This window comes from Aeromonas simiae, from assembly GCF_014892695.1.
Classification (GTDB): Bacteria; Pseudomonadota; Gammaproteobacteria; order Enterobacterales; family Aeromonadaceae; genus Aeromonas; species Aeromonas simiae.
The window spans coordinates 1,612,308-1,635,520 of record NZ_CP040449.1; the positions used below are offsets into that span (position 1 = coordinate 1,612,308).

Annotated in this window: 22 protein-coding genes, 1 tRNA gene and 1 CRISPR repeat array; of the genes, 13 read left to right on the plus strand and 10 right to left on the minus strand. The window is 61.2% G+C overall.

Going from position 1 to position 23,213, the window contains the following annotated elements; all coding sequences use genetic code 11:
• Positions 1-55 precede the first annotated feature (55 nt).
• Both proC and FE240_RS07580 read left to right on the plus strand, forming a co-directional pair.
• Positions 56-868 carry a pyrroline-5-carboxylate reductase gene (gene proC, locus FE240_RS07575; protein WP_193004018.1) on the plus strand — a complete coding sequence of 271 codons (813 nt, stop codon included), beginning with the start codon at positions 56-58 and terminating at the stop codon, positions 866-868.
• 49 nt (positions 869-917) lie between these two features.
• On the plus strand, positions 918-1,619 hold the full coding sequence (locus tag FE240_RS07580) for a hypothetical protein (protein ID WP_193004019.1): 702 nt from the start codon (positions 918-920) through the stop codon (positions 1,617-1,619).
• A 63-nt stretch (positions 1,620-1,682) separates the two neighbouring features.
• Here FE240_RS07580 and FE240_RS07585 read toward each other — a convergent pair whose 3' ends face one another.
• A complete protein-coding gene (locus FE240_RS07585) occupies positions 1,683-2,153 on the minus strand; it encodes a DUF2919 domain-containing protein (protein WP_193004020.1) in 471 nt (156 codons plus the stop codon).
• A gap of 305 nt (positions 2,154-2,458) precedes the next feature.
• Positions 2,459-3,157, minus strand: coding sequence for a B3/B4 domain-containing protein (locus tag FE240_RS07590; RefSeq protein WP_193004021.1), 699 nt, complete (start codon positions 3,155-3,157; stop codon positions 2,459-2,461).
• Positions 3,158-3,200: 43 nt separating this feature from the next.
• Between FE240_RS07590 and FE240_RS07595 the strand changes: the two genes are divergently transcribed.
• The 8 genes from FE240_RS07595 (at position 3,201) to cas6f (ending at position 13,642) form a co-directional block, all read left to right on the plus strand.
• A complete protein-coding gene (locus FE240_RS07595; RefSeq protein WP_193004022.1) occupies positions 3,201-3,800 on the plus strand; it encodes a helix-turn-helix domain-containing protein in 600 nt (199 codons plus the stop codon).
• Between the two features lie 389 nt (positions 3,801-4,189).
• Positions 4,190-5,176: a helix-turn-helix transcriptional regulator gene (locus tag FE240_RS07600; protein ID WP_193004023.1), complete on the plus strand. Its 987-nt coding sequence runs from the start codon at positions 4,190-4,192 to the stop codon at positions 5,174-5,176.
• A 39-nt stretch (positions 5,177-5,215) separates the two neighbouring features.
• Positions 5,216-6,193: a type I-F CRISPR-associated endonuclease Cas1f gene (gene cas1f, locus FE240_RS07605; RefSeq protein ID WP_193004024.1), complete on the plus strand. Its 978-nt coding sequence runs from the start codon at positions 5,216-5,218 to the stop codon at positions 6,191-6,193.
• Positions 6,190-9,474: a type I-F CRISPR-associated helicase Cas3f gene (gene cas3f, locus FE240_RS07610; RefSeq protein WP_193004025.1), complete on the plus strand. Its 3,285-nt coding sequence runs from the start codon at positions 6,190-6,192 to the stop codon at positions 9,472-9,474. Before cas1f ends, cas3f begins: the two co-directional genes overlap by 4 nt.
• 396 nt (positions 9,475-9,870) lie before the next feature.
• Positions 9,871-11,064 carry a type I-F CRISPR-associated protein Csy1 gene (gene csy1, locus FE240_RS07615; protein WP_193004026.1) on the plus strand — a complete coding sequence of 398 codons (1,194 nt, stop codon included), beginning with the start codon at positions 9,871-9,873 and terminating at the stop codon, positions 11,062-11,064.
• Positions 11,061-12,035, plus strand: a complete 975-nt coding sequence (csy2, locus tag FE240_RS07620) for a type I-F CRISPR-associated protein Csy2 (RefSeq protein ID WP_226799054.1) — start codon at positions 11,061-11,063, stop codon at positions 12,033-12,035. The genes csy1 and csy2 overlap by 4 nt, the downstream gene beginning before the upstream one ends.
• Positions 12,036-12,049: 14 nt before the next feature.
• Positions 12,050-13,081: a type I-F CRISPR-associated protein Csy3 gene (gene csy3, locus FE240_RS07625; RefSeq protein ID WP_193004028.1), complete on the plus strand. Its 1,032-nt coding sequence runs from the start codon at positions 12,050-12,052 to the stop codon at positions 13,079-13,081.
• 9 nt (positions 13,082-13,090) lie between these two features.
• A complete protein-coding gene (gene cas6f, locus FE240_RS07630) occupies positions 13,091-13,642 on the plus strand; it encodes a type I-F CRISPR-associated endoribonuclease Cas6/Csy4 (RefSeq protein ID WP_193004029.1) in 552 nt (183 codons plus the stop codon).
• 129 nt (positions 13,643-13,771) lie between these two features.
• A CRISPR array of direct repeats spans positions 13,772-15,179; the repeat unit is 28 nt; unit sequence CCTCGCTGCCGCACAGGCAGCTCAGAAA.
• 85 nt (positions 15,180-15,264) lie between these two features.
• On the opposite strand, the gene FE240_RS07635 is transcribed toward cas6f, so the two are convergent.
• From FE240_RS07635 to mepA, 5 genes are all read right to left on the minus strand, one after another.
• Positions 15,265-15,352: transfer RNA gene (locus FE240_RS07635), tRNA-Ser, on the minus strand.
• A gap of 169 nt (positions 15,353-15,521) precedes the next feature.
• Positions 15,522-16,139, minus strand: a complete 618-nt coding sequence (locus FE240_RS07640) for a TPM domain-containing protein (protein WP_193004030.1) — start codon at positions 16,137-16,139, stop codon at positions 15,522-15,524.
• A gap of 15 nt (positions 16,140-16,154) precedes the next feature.
• Positions 16,155-16,895: a TPM domain-containing protein gene (locus FE240_RS07645; RefSeq protein WP_193004031.1), complete on the minus strand. Its 741-nt coding sequence runs from the start codon at positions 16,893-16,895 to the stop codon at positions 16,155-16,157.
• Positions 16,892-17,485 (minus strand): LemA family protein, encoded by a 594-nt coding sequence (locus FE240_RS07650; RefSeq protein ID WP_404800065.1) that lies wholly within the window; start codon positions 17,483-17,485, stop codon positions 16,892-16,894. The genes FE240_RS07645 and FE240_RS07650 overlap by 4 nt, the downstream gene beginning before the upstream one ends.
• Before the next feature lie 59 nt (positions 17,486-17,544).
• Positions 17,545-18,282 carry a penicillin-insensitive murein endopeptidase gene (gene mepA, locus FE240_RS07655; protein ID WP_193004033.1) on the minus strand — a complete coding sequence of 246 codons (738 nt, stop codon included), beginning with the start codon at positions 18,280-18,282 and terminating at the stop codon, positions 17,545-17,547.
• 128 nt (positions 18,283-18,410) lie between these two features.
• On the opposite strand from mepA, the gene FE240_RS07660 reads away from it, so the two are divergent.
• Both FE240_RS07660 and FE240_RS07665 read left to right on the plus strand, forming a co-directional pair.
• The gene (locus FE240_RS07660) at positions 18,411-18,971 is read left to right on the plus strand and encodes a hypothetical protein (RefSeq protein ID WP_226799056.1); all 561 of its coding nucleotides are present in this window, start codon (positions 18,411-18,413) and stop codon (positions 18,969-18,971) included.
• Positions 18,972-19,193: 222 nt separating this feature from the next.
• Positions 19,194-19,445 carry an RNA recognition motif domain-containing protein gene (locus FE240_RS07665; protein WP_042047357.1) on the plus strand — a complete coding sequence of 84 codons (252 nt, stop codon included), beginning with the start codon at positions 19,194-19,196 and terminating at the stop codon, positions 19,443-19,445.
• Positions 19,446-19,497: 52 nt separating this feature from the next.
• On the opposite strand, the gene FE240_RS07670 is transcribed toward FE240_RS07665, so the two are convergent.
• Positions 19,498-20,391 (minus strand): aldo/keto reductase, encoded by an 894-nt coding sequence (locus tag FE240_RS07670; protein ID WP_193004034.1) that lies wholly within the window; start codon positions 20,389-20,391, stop codon positions 19,498-19,500.
• Between the two features lie 95 nt (positions 20,392-20,486).
• Here FE240_RS07670 and FE240_RS07675 point away from each other — a divergent pair, with 95 nt between their 5' ends.
• Positions 20,487-20,891, plus strand: coding sequence for a helix-turn-helix domain-containing protein (locus FE240_RS07675; RefSeq protein ID WP_193004035.1), 405 nt, complete (start codon positions 20,487-20,489; stop codon positions 20,889-20,891).
• Here FE240_RS07675 and FE240_RS07680 read toward each other — a convergent pair whose 3' ends face one another.
• Both FE240_RS07680 and asnB read right to left on the minus strand, forming a co-directional pair.
• On the minus strand, positions 20,892-21,371 hold the full coding sequence (locus FE240_RS07680; RefSeq protein WP_193004036.1) for a thioredoxin family protein: 480 nt from the start codon (positions 21,369-21,371) through the stop codon (positions 20,892-20,894). It abuts the gene before it with no gap.
• A gap of 92 nt (positions 21,372-21,463) precedes the next feature.
• Positions 21,464-23,128 (minus strand): asparagine synthase B, encoded by a 1,665-nt coding sequence (gene asnB / locus FE240_RS07685; RefSeq protein WP_193004037.1) that lies wholly within the window; start codon positions 23,126-23,128, stop codon positions 21,464-21,466.
• Between the last annotated feature and the right edge of the window lie 85 nt (positions 23,129-23,213).

Below are 23,213 nucleotides of genomic sequence, written 5' to 3' on the forward strand. Positions count from 1 at the left end.
ACTTCTTTTTTCGCAAGGCTTGTCGCCTTGCCTTCATCTTGAGCAGGACTGCGCAATGAGCAAACAGATAGGATTTATCGGGGCCGGTAACATGGGCAAGGCGATCATCGCTGGCATCATCGCCAGCGGACAAGTGGCGGCCAGCGATATTCATGTTTTCGATCTGCAGCAGAGCCAGGTGGACGATCTGGTGGCCCGTTTCGGTGTGCGTGGCGCCGCCTCTGCCGCTGAGGTGGCTGCGCAGGCCGACATCTTGTTTGCCGCGGTCAAACCGAACGTGATCACCCAGGTGCTGGCCGATCTGGCGCCGCGCCTCAAGGCGGGGGGGATCTTGGTTTCGATCGCTGCCGGGGTTACCCTGGCGAGCCTGGCGGCGGCGGTCGGCGCCGAGCGCAAGGTGGTGCGGGTGATGCCCAATACCCCGGCGCTGGTCAATGCCGGCATGAGCTCGCTGACCGCCAATGCCAATGTCAATGCGGCCGAGGTCGCCGAGGTGGTGGCCCTGCTGGAGAGTTTCGGGCGCGCCGAGGTGGTGCCCGAGTCGCTGATCCACGCGGTGACGGCGGTCAGCGGCTCCGCCCCTGCCTATGTGTTCATGTTTATCGAGGCGATGGCCGATGCCGCCGTGCTGGGGGGCATGCCGCGCGCCCAGGCTTATCAGTTTGCCGCCCAGACCGTGCTCGGCTCGGCCAAGATGGTGCTGGAGAGCGGCCAGCATCCGGGGGCGCTCAAGGACATGGTCTGCTCGCCCGGCGGCACCACCATCGAAGCGGTCAAGGTGCTGGAAGATAAAGGGCTGCGCGCCGGCGTGATGGAGGCCATGCTGCAATGCATGCGCAAATCCGAGGCGATGAGCCAGAGTAAATAAGCATGAGAAGGACGGGCCGGCAGGCCCGTCTTGCATCGGGAGGCGGGTAATGAAACGAGTGGCATACGGGTTGGCGCTGTTACTGGTGTTACCGCTGCGTGCCGAGGTATTGGTGCGCGAGGTCTATGACGCGCCGGCCATGGCGCGCACCTTGAGCGAACTCTATCCGGATCTGGGGGTGAGCCACTTAGGCAGTCAGTTGGTGGTCAGCGGTGAGCCGGCCCGGCTGGCCGAGGTAAAGCAGACTTTAGAGGCCCTCAACCGGCCGCCCCTGATGCTGAGCGTGCAGTGGCGGGTGGTCGGCGAGCGTAGTGAGTCGGGCTGGCAGGTGGGCGCTCGTCACGGCCTTGGCGTCGGTGCGGTGAGTCGCTCAGCCCAAAGCCAGGGGGAGTGGCAGGTGAGTGGTCTCTCCGGTCGGCCGGTGAGCCTGACTCTGGGCCAGACCCGTCCGGTGACCCTCTATGGCTGGCGCGGCGGGCGCTGGGTTGTGCTGCTCGAAGAGCGCGAGGGGATTGCCGCCACGCCGACCCTGGTGGGCGAGCGGGTCACGGTGGCACTGAATAGCCGAAGTGCAACGGGCATGGGCGCCGGCGCGAACCTCTCCACTGAGGTGAGCGGCCGACCGGGGGAGTGGATCGAGCTGGGGGCCATCAGTCAGGATCAGCAGGGGAGTGCGTTGGGGACAGCGGGCGGCGGGCAGCAGACGCAGACGTTCAACCAGCGCCTGCAAATTCGCGTCACGGCGCGTTGATCTCCTTTCATGTACAGCGGCGGCCCATGGGCCGCCGCTGCTGTATCCGTGCAGCACGCGTGATCAATGCAGCGCCGAGGGCATGGGACGGTCGGCGGCGTAATCGCGCAGTTGGCGGCTGCGCAGCAGATAGCAGAGGGCCCACAGGTTGCCAAGCAGGGTGAGCGCACTGGCCCAGTGAAAGCTCCACTGCTGGGTGTGCAGCGCCAGCAGTTGTAGCAGCAGCCCGCCGCACGCCGAGAGCAGCAGCAGGGGCAGAGTGTGACGGCGCAACCCGCTTCGCCACGGCTGGCTCTGGGCACCGCCGCAGGCGAGCAGAGCCAAGGCGGCGGGCAGATCGACGGCCATCGCCATGTAGAGGCTGCGCGGCTCGGGATAGAGCAGTGCCAGTATGTCGCTGCCCCCCTGGCGGGTGACGCCGGCCATCAAAAAGAGCCACAAGGAGCGGGTCAGTAGCAGGGCGATGGGCCAGAGCCAGAAGGGGGGCTTGAGCTGGCCGTGGCGATCGTAGCGGTGTTCGGGGTAGAGCGTCATGGGGGTGTCCATCGGGATGATGGAGCCGATATGGGGACGGTATGAAGCGGTTCCAAGCCCTTTAAGCATGCCTATCACGTTGATTTTTAAACTGTGTGTGATATCTGTGAGGGCAGAGCACAGCGGCTCTGCCAAACGATAAGGGAGCAAACAGACATGGAACGTTGCGGTCAGTGCCGGCATTTCACCCGGGCCCGGCAAAATCAGAAAGACCAGTGCGGCGCCTGGGAGCAGCCGACGCTTGCTACCCGGGCCGCCTGCGGTTTCTTCCTGCCCAGGCGGCCACCTGTGTTACCCAAAGCCGATCAGGCGAACTGATCCGGCTCGATGAGGGTCTGGATGCAGCGCGCCCCCGGCATCATGTGCTGCAACCCTGCCATCAGGCGCTCTGCGGCCTCCTGCAAGGCCTCAAGTGGCATGGCCGGCAGGCTCTCCAGAATGAACCACATCTGCTGGGCATCGGCCCCCAAGCGGGTGCGCACCCCTTGTCGCCAGTTCCAGCGCCGGCAAGTGACCCCCAGCTCGTCACGCCACACCACTTCACCCACCTCCGGTGACTCGTGAGCCGGGGCACCCTCCTTGATGGTGTCAAACAGCTCGCTGCCGTCGGCCACGACCAGGCGTGGGGAGCCCACATAGGCCGCGAGATTCTCGCCCCCAACCGGGATGGCGTACTCGAGGCTGATGGCGTTGTAGAGATCGACCACCGGATCGATGCTGGGCAAGGTCCCATCGCGCAGCACCCGTTTACGCAGCGCCTCGGCCGAGCAAGGGGTGCGCTGCGGCTTGGCGCCGAAGGCGCGAAATGCCTCAGCCCAGGCGGCCAGATGGGCCTCGCCCCAGGGCGCGCCGCCCGCGCAAACCTTCTGGCAGGCTTGTTGCAGTGCTTGGCTGGCTACCTCGGGGTGGCGTAGCTCGGCGGCCTCGACCCTGATGCTGATGGCGCGAAAACCGGGGGCAAGGGTGAGGACGCGGGGATCGATTGACGGAGAAACCGGGGTCATGACAGAATCCTATATTGACTATTTAAGAACATACTAATGACCGATGAGCACTAAAGTCAATATATCGACCGATGTAGGCAGTGATGCTGAACGCATCAGCGCCGCCCTTTCACAGCGCCTCAAGAGTTTCCGCCAGCAGCAGAAGCTCTCCCTCGACGAGCTCTCCCGCCGCGCTGGGGTGAGTAAAGGCATGCTGGTGGAGATAGAAAAGTGCGCCGCCAATCCCAGCATCGCCATCTTGTGCAAGCTGGCGGCGGTGCTCGGCATCTCGGTGGCCGACATCGTTGAGGTGGCCCCGGCCCCGACCGTTCGGGTGGTGGAGGCCGCAGCGATCCCCACCCTGTGGCAGGGCGAGAAGGGGGGCTCGGCGCGTCTGCTGGCCGGTAGCAGCGGCCCCACCATGATCGAGCTGTGGCGCTGGGAGATGCAGCCGGGCGATCGCTTCGCTTCATCAGGCCACCCGCAGGGCACCTTCGAGCTGTTTCACGTCGAGCAGGGCACCTTGACGCTGGAGATCGCACAGGAGCAGTTGGACGTGGGTGAGGGGGCCTCGGCGGTGGCCCGCACCGATGTGCCCCACGCCTATGCCAACCAGACGGATCGGTTACTGATCTTCACCATGACGGTGGCGGAGTTTCACTGAGCGCGGTTTTACGATGCAAAGGGCGCCTGCTCTTGTTGAAGGGGCGTCGTTGCGATGACACGGCGGTTTCGCGCCGCGTGGGCGTCAGATCTTCCATTGGGTGGCTTGGCTTGCATGTATTGCTGTTGCGACCCCTTTCGAGCCCCTGATCCGATAGGATAAGGGCTCAGCTTATGCGCTATTGCATAGCGAAGAGCAACCACTGAGCGGCGCTCGGCATGCTTGAGGCGTCGGCGCGCCTCACCTCACCCCTTACCCTCGTTGCTGGTCATCGAAGACCCGCCAGCTCTCAATCCTTTTTGGCGACACAGGCTAACAGTGAGACTCAATAGAGTTTTATTTTTGACAAAGTGATACATTGCTCAAAATTGGCCTGTGTTATCAACAAAATGGAACAGCTCGATCGCGCCCTAAGATTGCACCAGCTGCTGCTGGATCATCGCCGCCCCGTCCCCCAATCCCTGATCCTCGAGCGACTCGAGTGCTCGACCAGCACCTTCAAGCGGTTGCTGGCGCTGCTGCGAGATAGTTACCAGGCCCCCATCGTCTGGGATCGCGCCGCCCGGGGCTACAAGTACGACACGACTGACGGTCGCTTCACCCTGCCCGGGGTCTGGCTAAGCGAATCGGAGGCCTTCGCCCTCCTGATGGCCCACCGTCTGCTGCAAGATGTACAGCCCGGTCTGCACCAGCAGGGGCTGGCCCAGTTGCAGTCAGGCATCGGCGATCTCCTTGGCCCCCAGTGGCAGGGCCAGGCCGAGCGGCTGCGCGTCGAGAGCATAGGGCGCCAATATGTGGCCCCCGAGCTCTTCCTCCCCCTAGTGCAGGCCCTGTTTGCCCGGCGCCGGCTCCATTTTGTCTATCACGCCACCTTGCATGAAGCCGAGCCTCGCCAAGTCTCGCCCCAGCGCCTGTGCTGGTATCGGGACAACTGGTACCTGCTCGCCTGGTGCCACGAGCGAGCCGCCCTGCGCCTGTTTGCCTTAAGCCGCATTGCCGAGCCGCTTGCGCTCGATGAGGCCGCTTGCGAGCGCGAAAGCGGGGAGCTCGACGCCTTGTTCGAAAGCGGCTACGGCATCTTCGCCGGTAGCGCCTTGCAGCAGGCCGAGCTGCGTTTTGACCCCAGTGCCGCCCCCTGGGTTAGGGATGTGCAGTGGCACCGGGAGCAACGCCAGACCATAGAGCCAAGCGGCCATATCCGCCTGCGCTTCCCCTATGCCGATCAGCGCGAGTTGGTGCGCGACCTACTGCGCTTTAGTGGCGAGGTCGAGGTGCTATCGCCCCTCACGCTTCGGCGCAGCGTGATTGCGGCCATGACGGCGGGCCTCAAAAAACATGAAACATCGGCGTCAGTGGTCCCGCCGGTGAGCGAGTGAATGGGGAATAATGGGTTGCCGCAAACGAAAGAGGCTGACATGGAAGCGCTAAAACCATCAGATTTGAAGACCATCCTGCACTCCAAGCGGGCCAATCTTTACTATCTGGAATATTGCCGGGTGCTGGTCAATGGTGGCCGGGTCGAGTACGTCACCGATGAGGGCAGGGCGTCGCTCTACTGGAATATCCCCATTGCTAATACCACCACCCTTCTACTGGGAACGGGCACCTCCATCACGCAAGCGGCCATGCGTGAGCTGGCTAAGGCCGGCGTGCTGGTCGGCTTTTGTGGTGGCGGTGGTACACCTCTGTTTGCCGCCAATGAGGTAGAGGTGAGCGTGAGCTGGCTCAACTCCCAGAGTGAATACAGGCCAACCGAATATTTGCAACAGTGGGTCAGCTTCTGGTTTTGCGATGAGGCAAGGCTTAAGGCGGCCATCGCCTTTCAGCGGGTTCGTGTTGCCCAGCTCCGGCAGGTATGGCTCGGTGCTGCGATGAAACGTGAGCGGGCGTTCGCGCTCGACGAGCGCGCATTTGACAGTGCCTTGCAGCGCTTTGAGACCCAACTTGCTCGCTGCCAGAGTAGTACCGATGTGCTGGCGCAAGAGGCCAGCCTGACCAAGATGCTCTACAAGTTGGCAGGCAATGCCGTCTGCTACGGCGAATTTACCCGGGCCAAGCAGGGTAGCGGCATCGATATGGCCAACCGGTTTCTCGATCACGGTAACTATCTCGCCTATGGCATTGCCGCGACCGCTTGCTGGGTCATCGGTTTGCCTCATGGCCTCTCTGTGCTGCATGGCAAGACCCGCCGCGGTGGCTTGGTGTTTGATGTGGCTGATCTCATCAAAGATGCGCTCATCCTGCCCCAGGCCTTTATTGCGGCCATGGCAGGAGAAGAAGAGCAGGCGTTTCGCCAACGTATCATCAGTGGTTTTAACCAACATGGCGCATTGGATCTGATGATTGAGACCTTGCAGTCGGTGGCTGCCAGCCTGAGCGAGGTAGGGCGATGAACGTTCTACTGGTATCCCAGTGCAGCAAGCGCGCCTTGGTTGAAACTAGGCGCATCCTGGATCAGTTTGCCGAGCGTAAGGGAGAGCGAACCTGGGCGACGCCCATTACCCAAGATGGCCTCGATACCTTGCGCAAACTGCTGCGTCAAACGGCCCGTCGCAACACGGCTGTTGCTTGTCATTGGCTGAAAAGCACAGGGTCCGAGCTGTGCTGGATCGTTGGCAATGCCCGCCGCTTCAATGAACAGGGCTCAGTGCCGACCAACAGCACTGAGCGCAACATACTGCGCAGCCAGGATGAAAACCGCTGGCACTCGGGGGAGGCCATGGCGCTGCTGGCGGCAATCGCCGGTCTTTTTCACGATGTGGGTAAGGCTAACCACCTCTTTCAGGACAAACTCAGGGGTAAACGCCATGAGCTGAGCGAACCACTGCGCCATGAGTGGGTCTCTTTGCGTATCTTTGAAGCCTTCGTCGATGGGCGGGATGACAGGCAGTGGTTGACGGCACTTTCCAACCTGACTCCAAATGATGAAAAGCAGGCATTGGCAAGCCTTGGTAAACAGGCCGAGAGCAAGGCACAGCCGATCGGAGCAAATCCGTTTGAAGGCCTGCCGCCGCTGGCGCGCATCATCGGTTGGCTTATTGTCTCGCACCACCGCCTGCCGCAGTTCGATACATCAGAGACCCGCTTGGCAGCCCCGACCCCAGAGCAGTTGGTGCTGACCTCGTGGCGTTTTGATGCCAGTTGGAACTCCCCCCAGTGCCGCAACCCTGAGTGGGACGAAAAAGTATGGCAACGGCTTTGGCGCTTTCCCCATGGCACCCCCTTGGCCAGCCAAACCTGGTGCAGCAAGGCCAACCGTCTGGCACTGCGGGCGCTACAGTGCCCTTCACTCTGGCAGGAAGGGGAGTGGTTATCCGATCGGTTTACTGCCCATCTGGCACGGCTGTGCCTGATGTTGGCCGATCACGCCTACTCCGCCGGCAATGTCACCGAGAAGTGGCAGGACAAGGGCTATCTGGCCTATGCCAATACCGACCGCGAAACCGGCAGGCTCAAGCAATCGCTCGATGAGCACAATATCGGCGTGGGCCATCACGCCTATCTGCTGGCGAAAAGTCTGCCAAAGCTGCGGCCTTATCTACCGGCCATGACTCGCCATAAAGGGTTCACGCAGCGCAGCCAACAGGCGGCATTTCGCTGGCAAGACAAGGCATTTGATCTGGCTAGGCTACTGGCCCACCGCTCGCAGCAGCAAGGTTTTTTTGGGGTGAATATGGCCTCGACCGGCTGCGGCAAGACCTTTGCCAATGCTCGCATCATGTATGGACTGGCCGATGAAAAGCTCGGTTGTCGCTTTAGCGTGGCATTGGGTCTTCGCACCCTGACCTTGCAAACCGGTGATGCCCTGAGAGCCAGATTGGCGCTCGATAGCGACGATCTGGCGGTGCTGATCGGCTCGGCGGCGGTGCAGCAGTTGCATGAGCGGCGTACTCGCGAGGCGCAATCAGATCTAAAGAGTGGCTCCGAGTCGGCGGCATCCCTGCTCGATAGCAATCTGCACGTGCGTTACGAAGGGGCCCTCGATGATGGCCCACTACGCCGCTGGCTCACCTCATCGCCCGCCTTGCATCAACTGGTCAGTGCCCCGGTGCTGGTGAGTACGATCGACCACCTGATCCCGGCCACTGAAGGAACCCGGGGTGGCAAGCAGATAGCTCCCATGTTGCGCTTGCTCACCTCGGATCTGGTGCTCGATGAACCCGATGACTTCGGGCTTTCCGATCTGCCTGCCCTTTGCCGTCTGGTCAACTGGGCCGGGATGCTGGGGTGTCGGGTACTGCTCTCATCCGCCACCCTGCCGCCGGCCTTGCTCAGCGCCCTGTTTACCGCCTACCAGGCCGGTCGTGCTCACTTTCACAAGGGCTGCGGCGAGCCAGGGCCTATGCCTCCCATCTGCTGCGCCTGGTTCGATGAGTTCGGCGTGGCCCAGCAAGATCTGGCCGAGTCGCGGATCTTCAAGGAGCGTCATCAGGCGTTTGTCGCCGCTCGTCTGGCCAAACTGGCCGAGCAACCCACCCTGCGCCGAGGCGCACTCTGGCCTGTGGGAGCCAGCAGTAAACAGTGGGATGCGGTGGTGCAAGCCATGGCGAGCGCGGTGGGTGATGGCATGCTCCAGCTACACGGTGAGCACCATGAGCGCCACGCCTCTGGCAAGTGCCTCTCGGTTGGCGTGGTGCGCATGGCCAATATCGATCCCCTGGTTGCCATTGCCCAGCAGGTACTGCTCCGGGTTCCACCGCCCGACACCCGCATTCACTTTTGCATCTACCACAGCCACCACCCGCTGTTGGTGCGCTCCGAGATGGAGAAGCGCCTCGATGCCCTGTTGACCCGCTATGACAGCGATGCATTCTGGCAGCGCCCCGAGGTGTTGCTGGCGCTGGCACAACCCGAGACACACCATCTCTTTGTCGTTTTTGCCTCGCCGGTCGCCGAAGTGGGGCGGGATCACGACTATGACTGGGCCATTGCCGAGCCGAGTTCGATGCGATCTCTTATTCAGTTGGCCGGTCGCATCCAGCGTCACCGCAAGAGGGCCTCCGCTCATCCCAACCTCCTGATCCTCAATCGCAACGTCAAGGCGTTGCGAGGGGTGACCCCGGCCTATTGTCAGCCGGGGTTTGAGTCGAGCGAGTTTCAGCTTGCCAACCACGATATGGCACAGAGTCTGCGAAAAGAGCAGTACGAGGTGATTGGGGCGTCACCCGCGATCCAGATGCCACCTAGTCCAGGGAGTGGGCCCTACTCAAATCTGGTAGCGCTGGAGCACGCACATCTGGCCATCTCCTTGTTTGCTGAGGGGCGTCAGCCCCCCTGTGCCGTCTCTTGGTGGCAACACCAATACCATGTCGATTGGGCCGGCGAGATGCAGCGGCAGACTCGCTTTCGGGCCTCGCGCCCCGACCAGGGCTTTGTGCTCTATCAGGCCGATGAGGATGACCCCCTGCGCTTTCACCGGCTCGAAGAGCGCGGTGAGCCTGAGCTGGTGGAGGCGAGCTGTTTCGAGCGTCAGGCATTCATACCCGCCGAGCGGGTCGCCCCCTGGTTGGATAACGAGCCAGAGCCCCTGTTGGCTGCGCTGGCCGAAGAGCTGGAGTGGGATGCCGCCAGGCTATCGCGCACCTTTACCGAGATCCGTCTGCCCATTAACGACCAGAGTGTCAGGCCTTGGCAATATGACCCGCTATTTGGTGTGTATAAGGCGCTCGATTGAGCGCCTTAATGGGAAAGCTACCTGTTCGGTAGCGAGGGTGAGCAGAAAAAAAGTACGAGTGTATTTTTCTGAGCTGTCTGTACGACAGGGAGGTGATTATAGCGAGTAACAGATTAAGGGGACACCATAAGAACATCTCGAATCTGATTAATTTCAAAAGTACGAGGGTATTGGCGTTGATCATGGCCGCGTTTATGTGCATCATTGCTTCTGTGGACTGATTTGGGTCTTTCTCAGGTGTGGTGATGAAAAAATGAAACGTCTTCTGCTCGCCGGGTTGCTTTGTATTAGCTCAGGAATTGCTAGCCACTTGCATCTGAATATTGATGTGGTGTTTTTCATTCCGGTTGGTCAGATACACCTTGTCGAGCCGCTTTAGGTTCTAGGGAGGAAGTAATGGGAGTGGATCAGTTGTCATCGGTCATCGATGACTATATCTCGGCAAGGCTGGAAGCCAAGCCGGACAAGTGGCCCAGCAAGGGGGACTGGCTCGACGAGGCCGCCAAGCGGGCCAAGCAGATCACCCTGGTGACCCATGCCCCCAAGTTTACCCACGGGGATGCCCGTGGCATCGGGGCCCGGGTTGAGGGGCAGGAAGGGGAGGGGTTTCTCTCTACCGCCAGCCTGACCGCGCCGGCGATCGATGTGATCGGCAATGCGGCGGCGCTGGATGTGGCCAATCTGTTGCTGCTCGAGGCGGGTGGCAAACGGCTGGTGGATTTGATTGAGGATGGTGATGCCTCTCCTCTCGCCGCTTTCACCAAAGATAAGGCTCAGCTAGCGACGTGGTGCGATGGCCTCTCTCAGGCCTTGGTCGGTGGCACGCTGACCACCCATACCTTGGCCAAGCAGACCTACTTCCCGGTGGATGAGGGTTACCACCTGCTGAGCCCGCTGTTTGCCAGCTCCTTGTGCCATGCCTTGTATCAACGCATCGATCAGGCCCGCTTCGGGGATGAGGCGAAGGCGGCGCGCGATGCGCGCCGTAAAAACGAGTGTTCCGATCTGAGCGTTGTGGACTTTCCCCATCTGGCGGAGCAGCACTTTGGCGGCACCAAGCCCCAGAATGTCTCTTTGCTCAACAGCAAGCGCTATGGCCGCGCCTATCTGCTGAGCTGCCAGCCGCCTGCATGGCAAAAGCGTCTGACGGCGCCTGAGAGTGACGAGCATTTCTGGAAACGCTACGAGCATCGGGTCGCGGGTACGCTTTACGAGCTAATCCATTTTCTCAAGTCGGTGGAGCGGGCCGACAACAATGACGAGATCAAGCAGCGCCGCGCCGGGCTGGTGGACGATCTGATGGGAGCGCTGCTCAACTACGGCGCCGAGTTGCGTTCTTTGCCATCGGGCTGGAGCCGTGCGATGTCGGAGCCGATGAGCGATGCATTTTGCCACTGGCTCGATCCCATGGATGGCCAACCACTCTCCGATAAAGAGGCCAATCAGATTGCTCTGGCATTTGGTCGCTGGCTCAATCAGCGGTTGCAAAAGCGATTGGCCCATGTCGGGGATGCCGAGCTGCATGTCTGGCGCCGCCTGTTGGCCCGTCAACTGCGTCTGCTGCAACTGGATTTGGAGGGATGGGCATGAGATCGACCCTGCTGCTTCGCCACCTCAAGGTGGAAAATGCCAATGCCATCGGCGGTTTGACTTACGGTTTTCCGGCCATCAGCCACTTTCTTGGTTTTACCCACGCCCTGTCGCGCCGTCTCGAGCAGATCTATGGCCTGACCCTAGGGGGCTGCGCCGTCATCGCCCATCACACCGAGCTACAGAGTCAACCGCTCGGCAATCGCCGCGAGCAGGTCTTCGCCCTGACCCGCAATCCCCTGACCAAAGAGGGCAAGACGGCACCGTTTAACGAAGAGGGGCGCGTACACCTCGACATCAGTCTGCTTATCGAGTGTGACTTTAATGCCGACCAACTGCCCAAGGGGGGAACGCTAGATCTGCGTATCGACGCGCTGCAAACCTGGTTTGAACGCACCGTGCCGACCCTGCGCCTGGCGGGGGGCACCATCACCACCCTAGGACAGGTGCAGTGGCGTGAGCATTACGACGAGCGCGAGCTGCGGCGCCTGCGCATGGGCCTGTTGCCGGGCTTTGCTCTGGTTTGCCGTCACGACTTGTTAACCCGGCACCATCAGCAGTGCTTAGAGAGCGATCCCAGGCGTGAGTTGCTCGACAGCCTGCTCGATTTTGTCACCTTGCGCCATCAGGCGCAGCAAGATGAAAGTGGGGCGGTGAGCTGGCAACCACGGGCTAAACCGGCTCCAGGCTACCTGGTGCCGCTGGCCGTGGGCTACCTGGGGATCTCCCCCCTTCATGAGCCGGGCGCGATTCCCAGCAGCCGCGATCAGGAGACCCCATTTCGCTTTGCTGAGTCTATCTACACCCTGGGGCAGTGGGTCAGCCCGCACCGGATTCAGAGTCTCGACTCCCTGTTATGGCGCTACCGCCATCAGGAACCCTACTACCTCTGCGAGAATCGTTATCACGCCCCCGAGTTGGCGTGGGACGAGAGCGACGCAGAACCCTTTATGGCAAACGACCTCTTCTGATAAGGAACTTCATCATGGCAAAAACACCGATCAAGACCGCCTCCGTCCTGGCCTTCGAGCGCAAGCTCGCCAACTCCGATGCCCAACTGTTTGCCGGTAACTGGCAAGAGCGGGATAACCTAGTGGCCTGGCGTCCGATTTCACTGCAAGAGAAGGCGGTGCGCGGCACCATCTCCAACCGCCTGAAAAAGGCCACCGCCGACGATCCGGCCAAGCTCGACAACGAAATTCAAAAACCGAACCTGCAAAAGGTCGATGTGGCGACGCTGCCCTTCGATGCCGACACCCTGCGAGTCGGGTTTACCCTGCGTATTCTGGGCAATCTGGCGCAGCCTTCGGCCTGTAACGATCAGGCCTATCAGGCGGTGCTGGGGGCGAAAATTGGCGAGTATGTGCGTGAGCACCAGTTCCACGAGCTGGCGGCCCGCTATGCCGAGAACCTGGCCAATGGGCGCTTCCTCTGGCGCAACCGGGTCGGGGCCGAGGAGGTGGAGGTGCGCGTCAGCCAGTTGGAACAAGGCGCGGTCAAGCAGCGCTGGGTTTTTGATGCTTTAAGTTTCAACTTGCGCACCTTTACCAAGCCCGAGGGGGCCTTGGCTGAGCTGGCCGAGGTGATCCGCCAGGGTCTGCTGGGCCACGACTTCGCGTTGTTGAGTGTGGAAGCCTTCGTGCGTCTGGGGGCCGGCCAGGAGGTATTCCCCTCCCAAGAGCTGGTACTCGATCAGAGCAGCGGCAAAGAGGGCAAAAAGAGCAAGCACCTCTATCAGGTGGCAGGTATCGCCGCCATGCACTCCCAGAAGATTGGTAATGCCTTGCGTACCATCGATACCTGGTACCCCGGCGCAGAGGAGCTGGGGCCCATCGCGGTCGAGCCCTATGGCTCGGTCACCAGTCGGGGGACCGCCTATCGCCAGCCGAAAGAGAAGCTCGATTTTTATAACCTGCTCGATGGCTGGATGCTCAAAGACAAGCAACCCGAAACCGAGCAGCAGCACTATGTGATGGCGACCCTGGTTCGCGGCGGCGTCTTCGGCGAGGCAGATTAAGGGGCCACTATGGATCACTACCTCGATATTCGGGTTCTACCTGACCCTGAATTTGGTCAGGTGGAGCTGCTTAACGCCCTTTACGCCAAGTTGCATCGGGTGCTTCCCTCCCTGACTCAGGGACGGGTAGGGGTCAGCTTTCCGGCCCACAGGCGCACCCTGGGGGAGTGCCTGCGTCTGCACGGTACCCTGGCCGATCTGCTTAACCTCACCGAGGTGAACTGGTTACAAGGGATGCGGGACTATATCCATATCGGCGAACCGGCCCAGGTGCCTGCCACCGCGCGCTTTCGCGTTGTGCGGCGGGTTCAAGCCAAGAGCGCCCATAACAAGCGCCGCCGCTCGGTGGCCAAGGGGTGGCTGAGCGAAGAGGAGGCGTTGACTCGTATTCCCGATACGCAGCAGAAGGCGATGTCACTGCCCTATGCCGAGATGCACAGCCTCTCGACCCAAAGCCGGATGCGCCTTTATATCGAACACGGCCCCTTGCTAGACAAGCCGGTGGTAGGGACGTTTAACGCATACGGGTTGAGTGCCACCACCACCATTCCCTGGTTCTGACCCTTTTTTTAAGGGCGTAGCTAACTCATTGATTTTTCAATGACCGTTACGCCCCGATAAAAATAGGGTTTAGCGGCAAGTTTGGGGTAAGTTCTTTAACAATCAGTGAGATAGCACTAATATGTAACACCTCGCTGCCGCACAGGCAGCTCAGAAAAGCAGTAGCGGCGATACCGTCGCCTTTATCCACCTCGCTGCCGCACAGGCAGCTCAGAAATCCCCGGCAGTCCCCATCACCTTGTCCACCTTCCTCGCTGCCGCACAGGCAGCTCAGAAATCGTCCAGCACCAGCAGGTCATAGTCGATGAGCCTCGCTGCCGCACAGGCAGCTCAGAAAAGAACGAGCAAAATAAAGGCCGCGCAATGCGGCCTCGCTGCCGCACAGGCAGCTCAGAAAAGCATCATGGCAGCCATCAAGGCGGATCCGGACCTCGCTGCCGCACAGGCAGCTCAGAAAGTGGCACCAGCAGCACCATGCTTCCGCTCTACCCTCGCTGCCGCACAGGCAGCTCAGAAAAGAAACGGTACGAACAATGTCACCATCACGCTCCTCGCTGCCGCACAGGCAGCTCAGAAAGCCCTGCGCACCGCCCGCGTCCAGCAGTTGGCCCTCGCTGCCGCACAGGCAGCTCAGAAACTGACTACCTTCACTTTGGTCAATATGCAGGTCCTCGCTGCCGCACAGGCAGCTCAGAAAATGAGCCGGGAAGGAGATGGAAAATATCGGTTCCTCGCTGCCGCACAGGCAGCTCAGAAATCACGGGATGCGGTCACATATACCGGGCTGAACCTCGCTGCCGCACAGGCAGCTCAGAAATTTTGATCTTGCGCCGAGCGCTGAAAATTTGCCCTCGCTGCCGCACAGGCAGCTCAGAAAATAAGCGTCGTAAAACCGAAGCCAAACAGGAACCTCGCTGCCGCACAGGCAGCTCAGAAATTGGAATCCCTACAGAATCAGCGTGGAGCATGCCTCGCTGCCGCACAGGCAGCTCAGAAAAGTTATGGCAGCCATCACCTGGTCTGGTGTTGCCTCGCTGCCGCACAGGCAGCTCAGAAAATAGTGATTGCAGACGGCATCCAATGATGCTGCCTCGCTGCCGCACAGGCAGCTCAGAAAAACGAGCAGGCTGTGCTGGAGCATAATGACTTCCTCGCTGCCGCACAGGCAGCTCAGAAAAGAAACGGTACGAACAATGTCACCATCACGCTCCTCGCTGCCGCACAGGCAGCTCAGAAAGCGCCGGTCGCGGTATGGATAGCCTAAAGAAACCTCGCTGCCGCACAGGCAGCTCAGAAATGCTCGTTCATTTCGGCGACGTGTCCCAGCCACCTCGCTGCCGCACAGGCAGCTCAGAAACTCGCCAACCCGATACAGAGACCCCGGATTGACCTCGCTGCCGCACAGGCAGCTCAGAAACCCAAGGGGGCCCCGTCACAATTAGCATCACCCCTCGCTGCCGCACAGGCAGCTCAGAAAGGTAAGCGCGCCCAGTTGCTGCGTTTTGGTGGCCTCGCTGCCGCACAGGCAGCTAAAAAATAAGAGACGTACCGACATCTGGCATGATCGCCATGTGATAGACAAAGAAAAAGCCCAAGCAATTGAATTGCTTGGGCTTATCATTTGGCGGTGAGGGAGGGATTCGAACCCTCGATACGTTGCCGTATACACACTTTCCAGGCGTGCTCCTTCAGCCACTCGGACACCTCACCAAATTGTCGGTTGTTGTTAACGTGGGCAAACTCCACGGTGCCGCGCTGTGCGTCGGAACGGGGCGTAATTTAGGGGAAAGGTGCGCGGTGGTCAACACTTTTTCCCCTTATTTTTCATGCTGTTTTTCATTTGCTCATGGGGTGAGCAGCGGTTGGCGCTTTTCTCGCCTCACGGCTGATCCAGCACCACCAAATCGTCGGAAAGCTCGTTGCGCTCATGGGTGGGGGGGAAGACATCCGCCAGGATCTCGCCGGTACGCTGCACGCACTCGACGAAGCCCTCTTCCACCTTGCCGCGCCGCACCTGCTCGACAAAGTCGTCGATCAGCTCTTGCCAGACGTGATCTTCGATGTGTTGGGCTACGCCGTCGTCGGCCAGGATCTCCACATAGTGTTCAGCCACCGAGACGAAGATGAGCACGCCGAGGCGATCCCGGGTGCGGTGCAGCCCCTGCTCGATAAATTGCAGGCGGGCCATCAAGGAGGCGCGGTGGTGCTTCACCGAGGCGGGCACCAGCCACATCTTGATGGGGGTCCACTGAAACAGCAGGGTGAGCAGCAGCCAGACGGCCCACTGCACCATGAGGATCTCGTGCCAGTCCATCCAGAACCCCAGCTCGTGTACCAGCAGCGGGGTGAGCATGGCCAGCAGGGCAGCCCATAGGGTCGGGATGAAGCGATAGCCGTCGCTGGCGGGGGCCAGCACGGTGACCAGCTCGGCGTCGGTGGCCTGCTCGGCCTTGCGCACCCGGGTGTTGAGAGTGTGAAAAAATTGCTTGGAAATCATGCTCTGTTCCTTGAATTACCAACCGCCGGAGGCACCGCCACCGCCAAAACTACCGCCGCCGCCGCGAAAGCCGCCACTACGGGGGCCGCCAAAGCCGCCGGAGAGACCGCTGCCGCCACCCACGTAGAAGCCGTTGCGACCACCGCGCCCCCCTTTGCCTCCGCCACCGCCCCGCCCACCGCGGAAGGTGTGCAGCAGAATCATGATGGTGACCATCAGCACGAACAGCCAGAAACCGCGGTCTTTGTCGTCGCGCTGGGATTGCACCGGCTGGTACTGGCCTTCAAGGGCTTGGATGATGGCGGTGACGCCGGCGTCGATGCCGCTGGCAAAGTCGCCCTGGCGAAATTGGGGCAGGATGCGGCGCTGGATGATGTTGGCGGCGATGGCGTCGGGCAGAGTGCCTTCCAGACCATAACCGACCTCAATGCGCACCTTGCGCTCACTGGGGGCGATGATCAGCAGCAGGCCATTGTCTTGGCCTTTCTGACCTATGCCCCAGTGGCGTCCCAGCTGGTAACCGAACTCTTCGATGGGCATCTCCTGCAATGAGGGGAGGGTGACCACCACTAGCTGGATACCGCTGGCCTGCTCGAAGGCGGCCAAGCGGCGGGTTTCACTCTCACGCTGGCTGGGATCAAGCAGTTGGGCCTCGTCGACCACCCGGCCACTCAGGGTCGGGAATGGGGGGGCTGCCTGCAGGGCCAGTGCCCATAGCCACAGCAGGAGCCACCAAGGTCGGGGAACCGCGCTCATTGGAAGCTCACCTTGGGCGCCTCTTCGCTGCCCGGTTTGGCGCTAAAGCTCGGCTTGGCCTCGAGATCGGAATAGAGCAGCTTGGACCAGATCACCCCCGGAAAGGTGCGGATCTCGGTGTTGAAGCGGCGCACCGACTCGATGTAGTCACGGCGGGCCACGCTGATGCGGTTCTCGGTGCCTTCCAATTGGGCCTGCAAGGTGAGGAACTGCTGGTCGGCCTTGAGATCGGGATAGCGCTCGGCCACCACCATCAGGCGCGAGAGGGCGCTGGAGAGTTGGGTCTGGGCCTGATCATAGGCTTGGAGCTGGGCTGGATCATTGACCTGAATGCTGCCCACCCGGGCCCGCGCGTCGGTGACCGCCTTGAGGGTCTCCTGCTCGTGCTTGGCATAGCCTTGCACGGTGGCCACCAGGTTGGGGATGAGATCGGCGCGGCGCTGGTACTGGTTCTCGACCTGACCCCAGCTTGCCTTGACCTGCTCGTCGAGCTCGGGGATGGTGTTGACCCCGCAGCCGGTGAGCGAAAAGAGCAGGGGAAGCAGCAGCATACCCTGCGTGATACGGCGCCATGTGTGGCGAACTATCATCTTGTTCTCCTTCATGATTTTGAGGGCATCACCATAACAGTTCAGCCTCTTTTTGAACATCATCCACAGCGCGCTGGCAGGGGGGGGAGGCGGCGGTTGGCCACCGATACCTTGGGCAGTTGCGGCTTGTCCTTGAGCCAGGAGGCCAGCTCGGCCCCGCAGCCGTTACCGGGCGGGATCGGGGCCTGCGGCACGCACTCCGGGCTGCCAGCCGGGCAGCGCAGGCGCACATGGAAGTGGCTAAAGTGGCCGACCCAGGGCCTGAGTTTGCCCACCCAGTCATCATAAGGGGCCTGCCGACATACCTCGGCCTTGATGGCGGGATTGATGAAGATGCGCTCGACCTCGCGGGCCTGGGCTGCCAGCTTGAGCAAGGTGAGTTGCTGTGGGCCAAAGCGGCCGGGCAGCATCCGGTAACTGGGCTCGTCGATGAGGGGCCACTCGGCGGGGTTATCCTGCTCACTTTTCCCGATGGGGCGATCGCTCATGCGAAACCAGATGTCGGCATCGAGCCCGGTCTGATGGCTGCGATGGCCCGAGCTAAAGGGGCCGCCGTGGGGCATGGCCAGATCGGCGATATAAAGGCTGGGCAGACCCGCCTGCTGGGTCTGACTGGCTAACTGGGTCAGGTAGTGGATGAGATCCGGGTGGCCATAGTAGCGCAGGCGTTTGGCCCGGATCACTTCGTAACCGGGGCCCTCGAGCGGCAGTGGTTGGCCCCCTTTGAGACAACCGCCTGCATAGCCGCCGATCGCTTCAGCCTGAAGGGCCGAGGCAAGCAGCAGGGAGAGAAACATGACAACACTCCTTGGAAAATCGAACCAGGCCAGCATAGCAAGCCAGGGGGGGCGCAGCCAGCCATGTGACTTGCCTCTACCCAGCGCAGTGGCCACAATGTGGCGCCCTCTTTTTCAAGGAATTCAGAATGATCTCTCCTTCTTCCCTGCGCGTGAGTGAGCTGGTGCGCCGCCCCGATGTGACCGTGCTGGCACCGCCTCGTGCACCCTACCTCTGGGTCATTGCCATGTTGCTGGCGGCGGCGTTGGGGGCCGTGGGCTGGGCACTGGTGTCGGGTCTCGGTGCGATGACCTTTCCCCACTGGGTCGCACTGCTCTTTGGCGCCTTGGTGGCGCTGATGCTGTTGATGCCACGCAGTTGGCAGGCGTGGCGGCTAGCGGAGCTGGGCTGGGATGCCCAACAGCTTTATCTGCTCGATGGGGGGCGCGATATGGCGTTGGCCCTGCCACGCAGCGCGCTGCAACAGGTGCATCTGGAGCGTCAGGTCGGGCATCAAGGGGAGTGGTTGGGCTTTGCACTGGATTTGCAGTTGAGCGAAGCGATGCTGGCACAGGGGCTGGCGCTACTTCGTCTGGCTCCTGAGCAGGCCTATCAGGTTGCCCCCGATGTCTACCGTTTTGCGTTTCACCGCGCCTGGCAGCGACCGCGCAGGTTACGATCGATCCTGGCGCCACTGCGGGGGGCGTGACCGACTATTTTCTCGACAATCCGTAGTAAAGACAGGATACTGACCCAAGAAATGGCTTGCCTGTCTCGCTGTGGTTTCGCTGTGACAGGGAGAGGTCGGGAGCTGTCCCGACGGACAATCGGCGGGGTTGTGGCCTTATCCGCTGGTGGTGATGCACAGTGAAGGCACCTTGAATCGAGAGTGGATGGCATGAAGATTTACGTAGGGAATCTGTCGTACCGGATGACGAGTGACGAACTGCAACAGTTGTTTGCCCAGTTCGGCCAAGTCGACAAAGTCGACATCATCATCGATCGTGAAACCGGCAAGTCCAAGGGCTTTGGCTTCATCGAAATGCCGGTTAGCAGTGAGGCTGAGGCGGCGATCAAGAGTCTGCACGGCACCGAAACCGGTGGCCGCACCCTGACCGTCAACCAGGCCAAACCGAAGACGGATGCTCCGCGCCGTCCATCACGTCCGCCGCGTCACGGCTGATGCGTTGAGATAAAGAAGAAGGCACCCCGAGGGGTGCCTTCTTTTGTTTTGGTCACGGCACATCGTAACCCAGCGCCGCCTTGCGAATGCGAAACCACTGCTGGCGTGACAGGACGAGGTCGCTGGCGCGAGCGGCCTGGGCGATACGCTCGCGCTTGCCCGAGCCGATGATGGGCAAGGGGCGTGAGGGGAGCATCAGCACCCAGGCGTAGACCACCTGCTCTATGGTCTCGGCTCCCACCTCGTGGCGGATGGTCTCCAGCTCATGGCGCAGCGGAGCGTATTCGGGGGCATGGAACAGCCGACCGCCGCCGAGGCAGGACCAGGCCATGGGGCGCACGGCCAGCTGCTGGCACTGATCCAGGGTGCCATCTAGGGTGGCGCTCTGGTTCAGTGGCGAGATCTCGACCTGGTTGGTCACCAGCGGGAAGGGCAGACGCGATTGCAGCAGGGCGAACTGGCTCGGGGTGAAGTTCGATACCCCGGCGTGACGGATCTTGCCCGACTCCTTAAGGCGTACGAAGGCCTCGGCCACCTCGTCGGCATCCATCAGCGGATCGGGGCGGTGGATGAGCAGTAGATCCAAACTGTCCACCGCCAAGTGGTTCAAGGAGCGCTCGGCACTGGCGATGATGTGGCTGCGACTGGTGTTGTAGTGGTTGAGCTGATGGGCGGGATCTGCGGTCAGGGCGATGCCACACTTGCTCACCACCTCCATGCGTTCGCGCAAGGAGGGCTCAAGGCGCAGGGCGGCGCCAAAGGCTTGCTCACATTGGTAGCCGCCATAGATGTCGGCATGATCAAGGGTAGTGATCCCGAGATCGAGGTGAAACTTGATAAAATCGAGCAGGGCGGCAGGGGAGAGCTGCCACTCCATCAGGCGCCAGTAGCCCATGATGAAGCGAGAGAATTCAGGCCCTTGCGGGTGCAAAGCGAGGCGTTGCATGGTTAAAGCTCCGTGGCGGAAAGTGTCCCATCTTGGCCAAGCCCGGGGGGCATGGCAAGATGCTCACCCTATTCAGTTCGAACCATGGTACGACAATGTCCGTTTTTGCCGAACGCTTGAGCCAGCTCATCGGGGCGGGGAGCGTCAGCGCTTTCGCCCGCAAAGTCGGCCTCTCCGAGGCCCTTATTCGCAAATACCTCAAGGGGGCCGAGCCGAGTCTGACCAAGGCCAACCAGATTGCCATGGGGGCGAACTGCTCGCTGGAGTGGCTGGCGACCGGTTGCGGTTATCTCTATCGCCAGGCCGAGGTGGTGGACAGGGAGGCGCTGCAAGGGGCGCTCGCCCTGCTGGCGGAGCAGGGGATGGTGCTCGATCACGAGCCGGAGTCATTGGTCCGCTTGCTCGCCTTCTACCAGTTCTTGCGCACCCACAAGAGGGGAGACGGGTTTCTCGATCTGGCCCTGGCCCGCGAGTTTGGCCGTCATTTGGGGGAGGCGTGATCAACGTGTGGCAAAGTGCTCGATCAGCTGGTGAAAGGTCTCTTGGTTATAGCTCTCGCCCTGCTCCAGCAGGCCGGTATTGATTGACTCGAGCAGGTTGCCCTGCTGATCCAGCACATAAAAGTGGGGCACGCCCTCATAGGCCGGATAGTGGCGCAAGAACGCCTCGTTCCGGTTCTCATCGCTCACATTGACCTTCACCACCACGAAGGTCTCGGTCAGAGAGCGGGCCAGCGACGCCTTGGCATTGAGAAAGCGCTCCATCGTCTGACACCAGTTGCACCATTCGCCGCCGACCAGCAGCAGGATTTTTTTGCGTTCGCTGGCCGCCTTCATGCGGGCCGCCAGCAGATCATCGAGGGGGCGACGGGCCGGATCGTAGCGCTGGCTGTAGCCGGGTTGCCCCTCGGCCCAGGTGGCGCTGGCGCCAAAGGGGGTGATCAGGGCGCCGGCCAGCAGCACGGCGCAAAGGGTCTTCATGCACGCTCCTTGTGAAAAGATGGGGTGACCGGCGAGCGTTACAAACAACCACCCCCGCCTAAGCGGGGGTGGTTGCGATGGTGCGCCAGCGATCAGTAAGCCTGCTGGTGCACGTCGAGCACGGCGCGCCCTGACGGATCGGCCAGCTCCTTGAACTTGGCATCCCACTCCAGGGCGGTGGGGGTGGAGCAGGCCACCGACTTGCCGTAAGGCACGGTGCGGACGGCCGATTCGAGCGGGAAGTGCTCCTCGAAGATGGCGCGGTAGTAGTAGGCCTCCTTGGTCAGCGGGGTGTTGACCGGGAAGCGGTAAGCTGCCGCCTCGAACATCTGATCGGTCACCTCTTGCTCCACCATGGCTTTGAGGCTGTCGATCCACGAATAACCCACGCCGTCGGAGAACTGCTCCTTCTGGCGCCAGGCCACTTCGTGGGGCAGCAGCTCGCCAAACACCTCGCGCAGGATGTGTTTTTCAATCTTGCCGTGACCACACATCTTGTCGACGGGGTTGAGGCGCATCGCCACGTCCATGAACTCCTTGTCAAGGAACGGCACTCGCCCCTCGACGCCCCAGGCGGCCATCGACTTGTTGGCGCGCAGGCAGTCATACAGGTGCAGGGCATCGAGTTTACGCACCGTCTCTTCGTGAAACTCGCGGGCGTTCGGGGCCTTGTGGAAGTAGAGGTAGCCACCAAACAGCTCGTCGGAGCCTTCGCCGGAGAGCACCATCTTGATCCCCATCGCCTTGATGTAACGCGCCATCAGATACATGGGGGTGGAGGCGCGGATGGTGGTAACGTCATAAGTCTCGAGGTGATAGATGACGTCCCGCAGGGCATCCAGCCCTTCTTGCACCGTGAAGTGGATCTGGTGGTGCACAGTACCAAGGGCATCGGCCACTTTCTGGGCTGCGGCCAAGTCAGGGGAGCCCTTGAGGCCGACGGCAAAGGAGTGCAGTTGGGGCCACCAGGCTTCGCTCTTGCCGTCATCTTCGATGCGGCGCGCCGCATAGAGCTTGGTGATGGCGGAGATGATGGACGAATCGAGACCGCCAGAGAGCAGCACGCCGTAAGGCACGTCACACATTAGCTGGCGCTTGACCGCGGCCTCCATGGCGGCTTTGAGTTCAGCCTTGTCGCTGACGTTGTGCTCGACCGCCTCATAGCTCATCCAGTCGCGCTGATACCATTTCTTCAGCTCGCCATCCTTGCTCCACAGGTAGTGGCCGGGCGGGAAGGTCTCGACACTCTTGCACACCGGCACCAATGCCTTCATCTCAGAGGCGACATAGAAGTTGCCGTGCTCGTCACGGCCGGTGTAGAGGGGGATGATCCCCATGTGATCGCGGCCGATGAGATAGGCATCTTGCTCGGCGTCGTAGAGGATAAAGGCGAAGATGCCGTTGAGATCGTCAAGAAACGCCGGGCCCTTCTCCTTATAGAGGGCCAGCAGCACCTCGCAATCGGAGTGGGTCTGGAACTCGAAGTCGACCTTGAGGCTCTTTTCCAGCTCTTTGTGGTTGTAAATCTCGCCGTTGACGGCCAGCACGTGGGTGCGTTCCGGGTTGTAGAGAGGCTGAGCGCCATTGCCCGGATCGACGATAGCCAGGCGCTCATGCACCAAAATGGCTTTGTCGGTGCTGTAGACGCCGGACCAGTCAGGGCCGCGATGACGCAGTCGCTTGGACATCTCGAGGGCGGTCTTGCGCAAGCTGACCGCATCAGACTTGATGTCCAGAATACCGAAGATGGAACACATCGATGTAAATCCTCTTTATTTTTGTTGGGCCCCCCACGTTTGGGCCCGAAAGTCCGTTTACATTCCTCGTTTCTCACAATGCCAG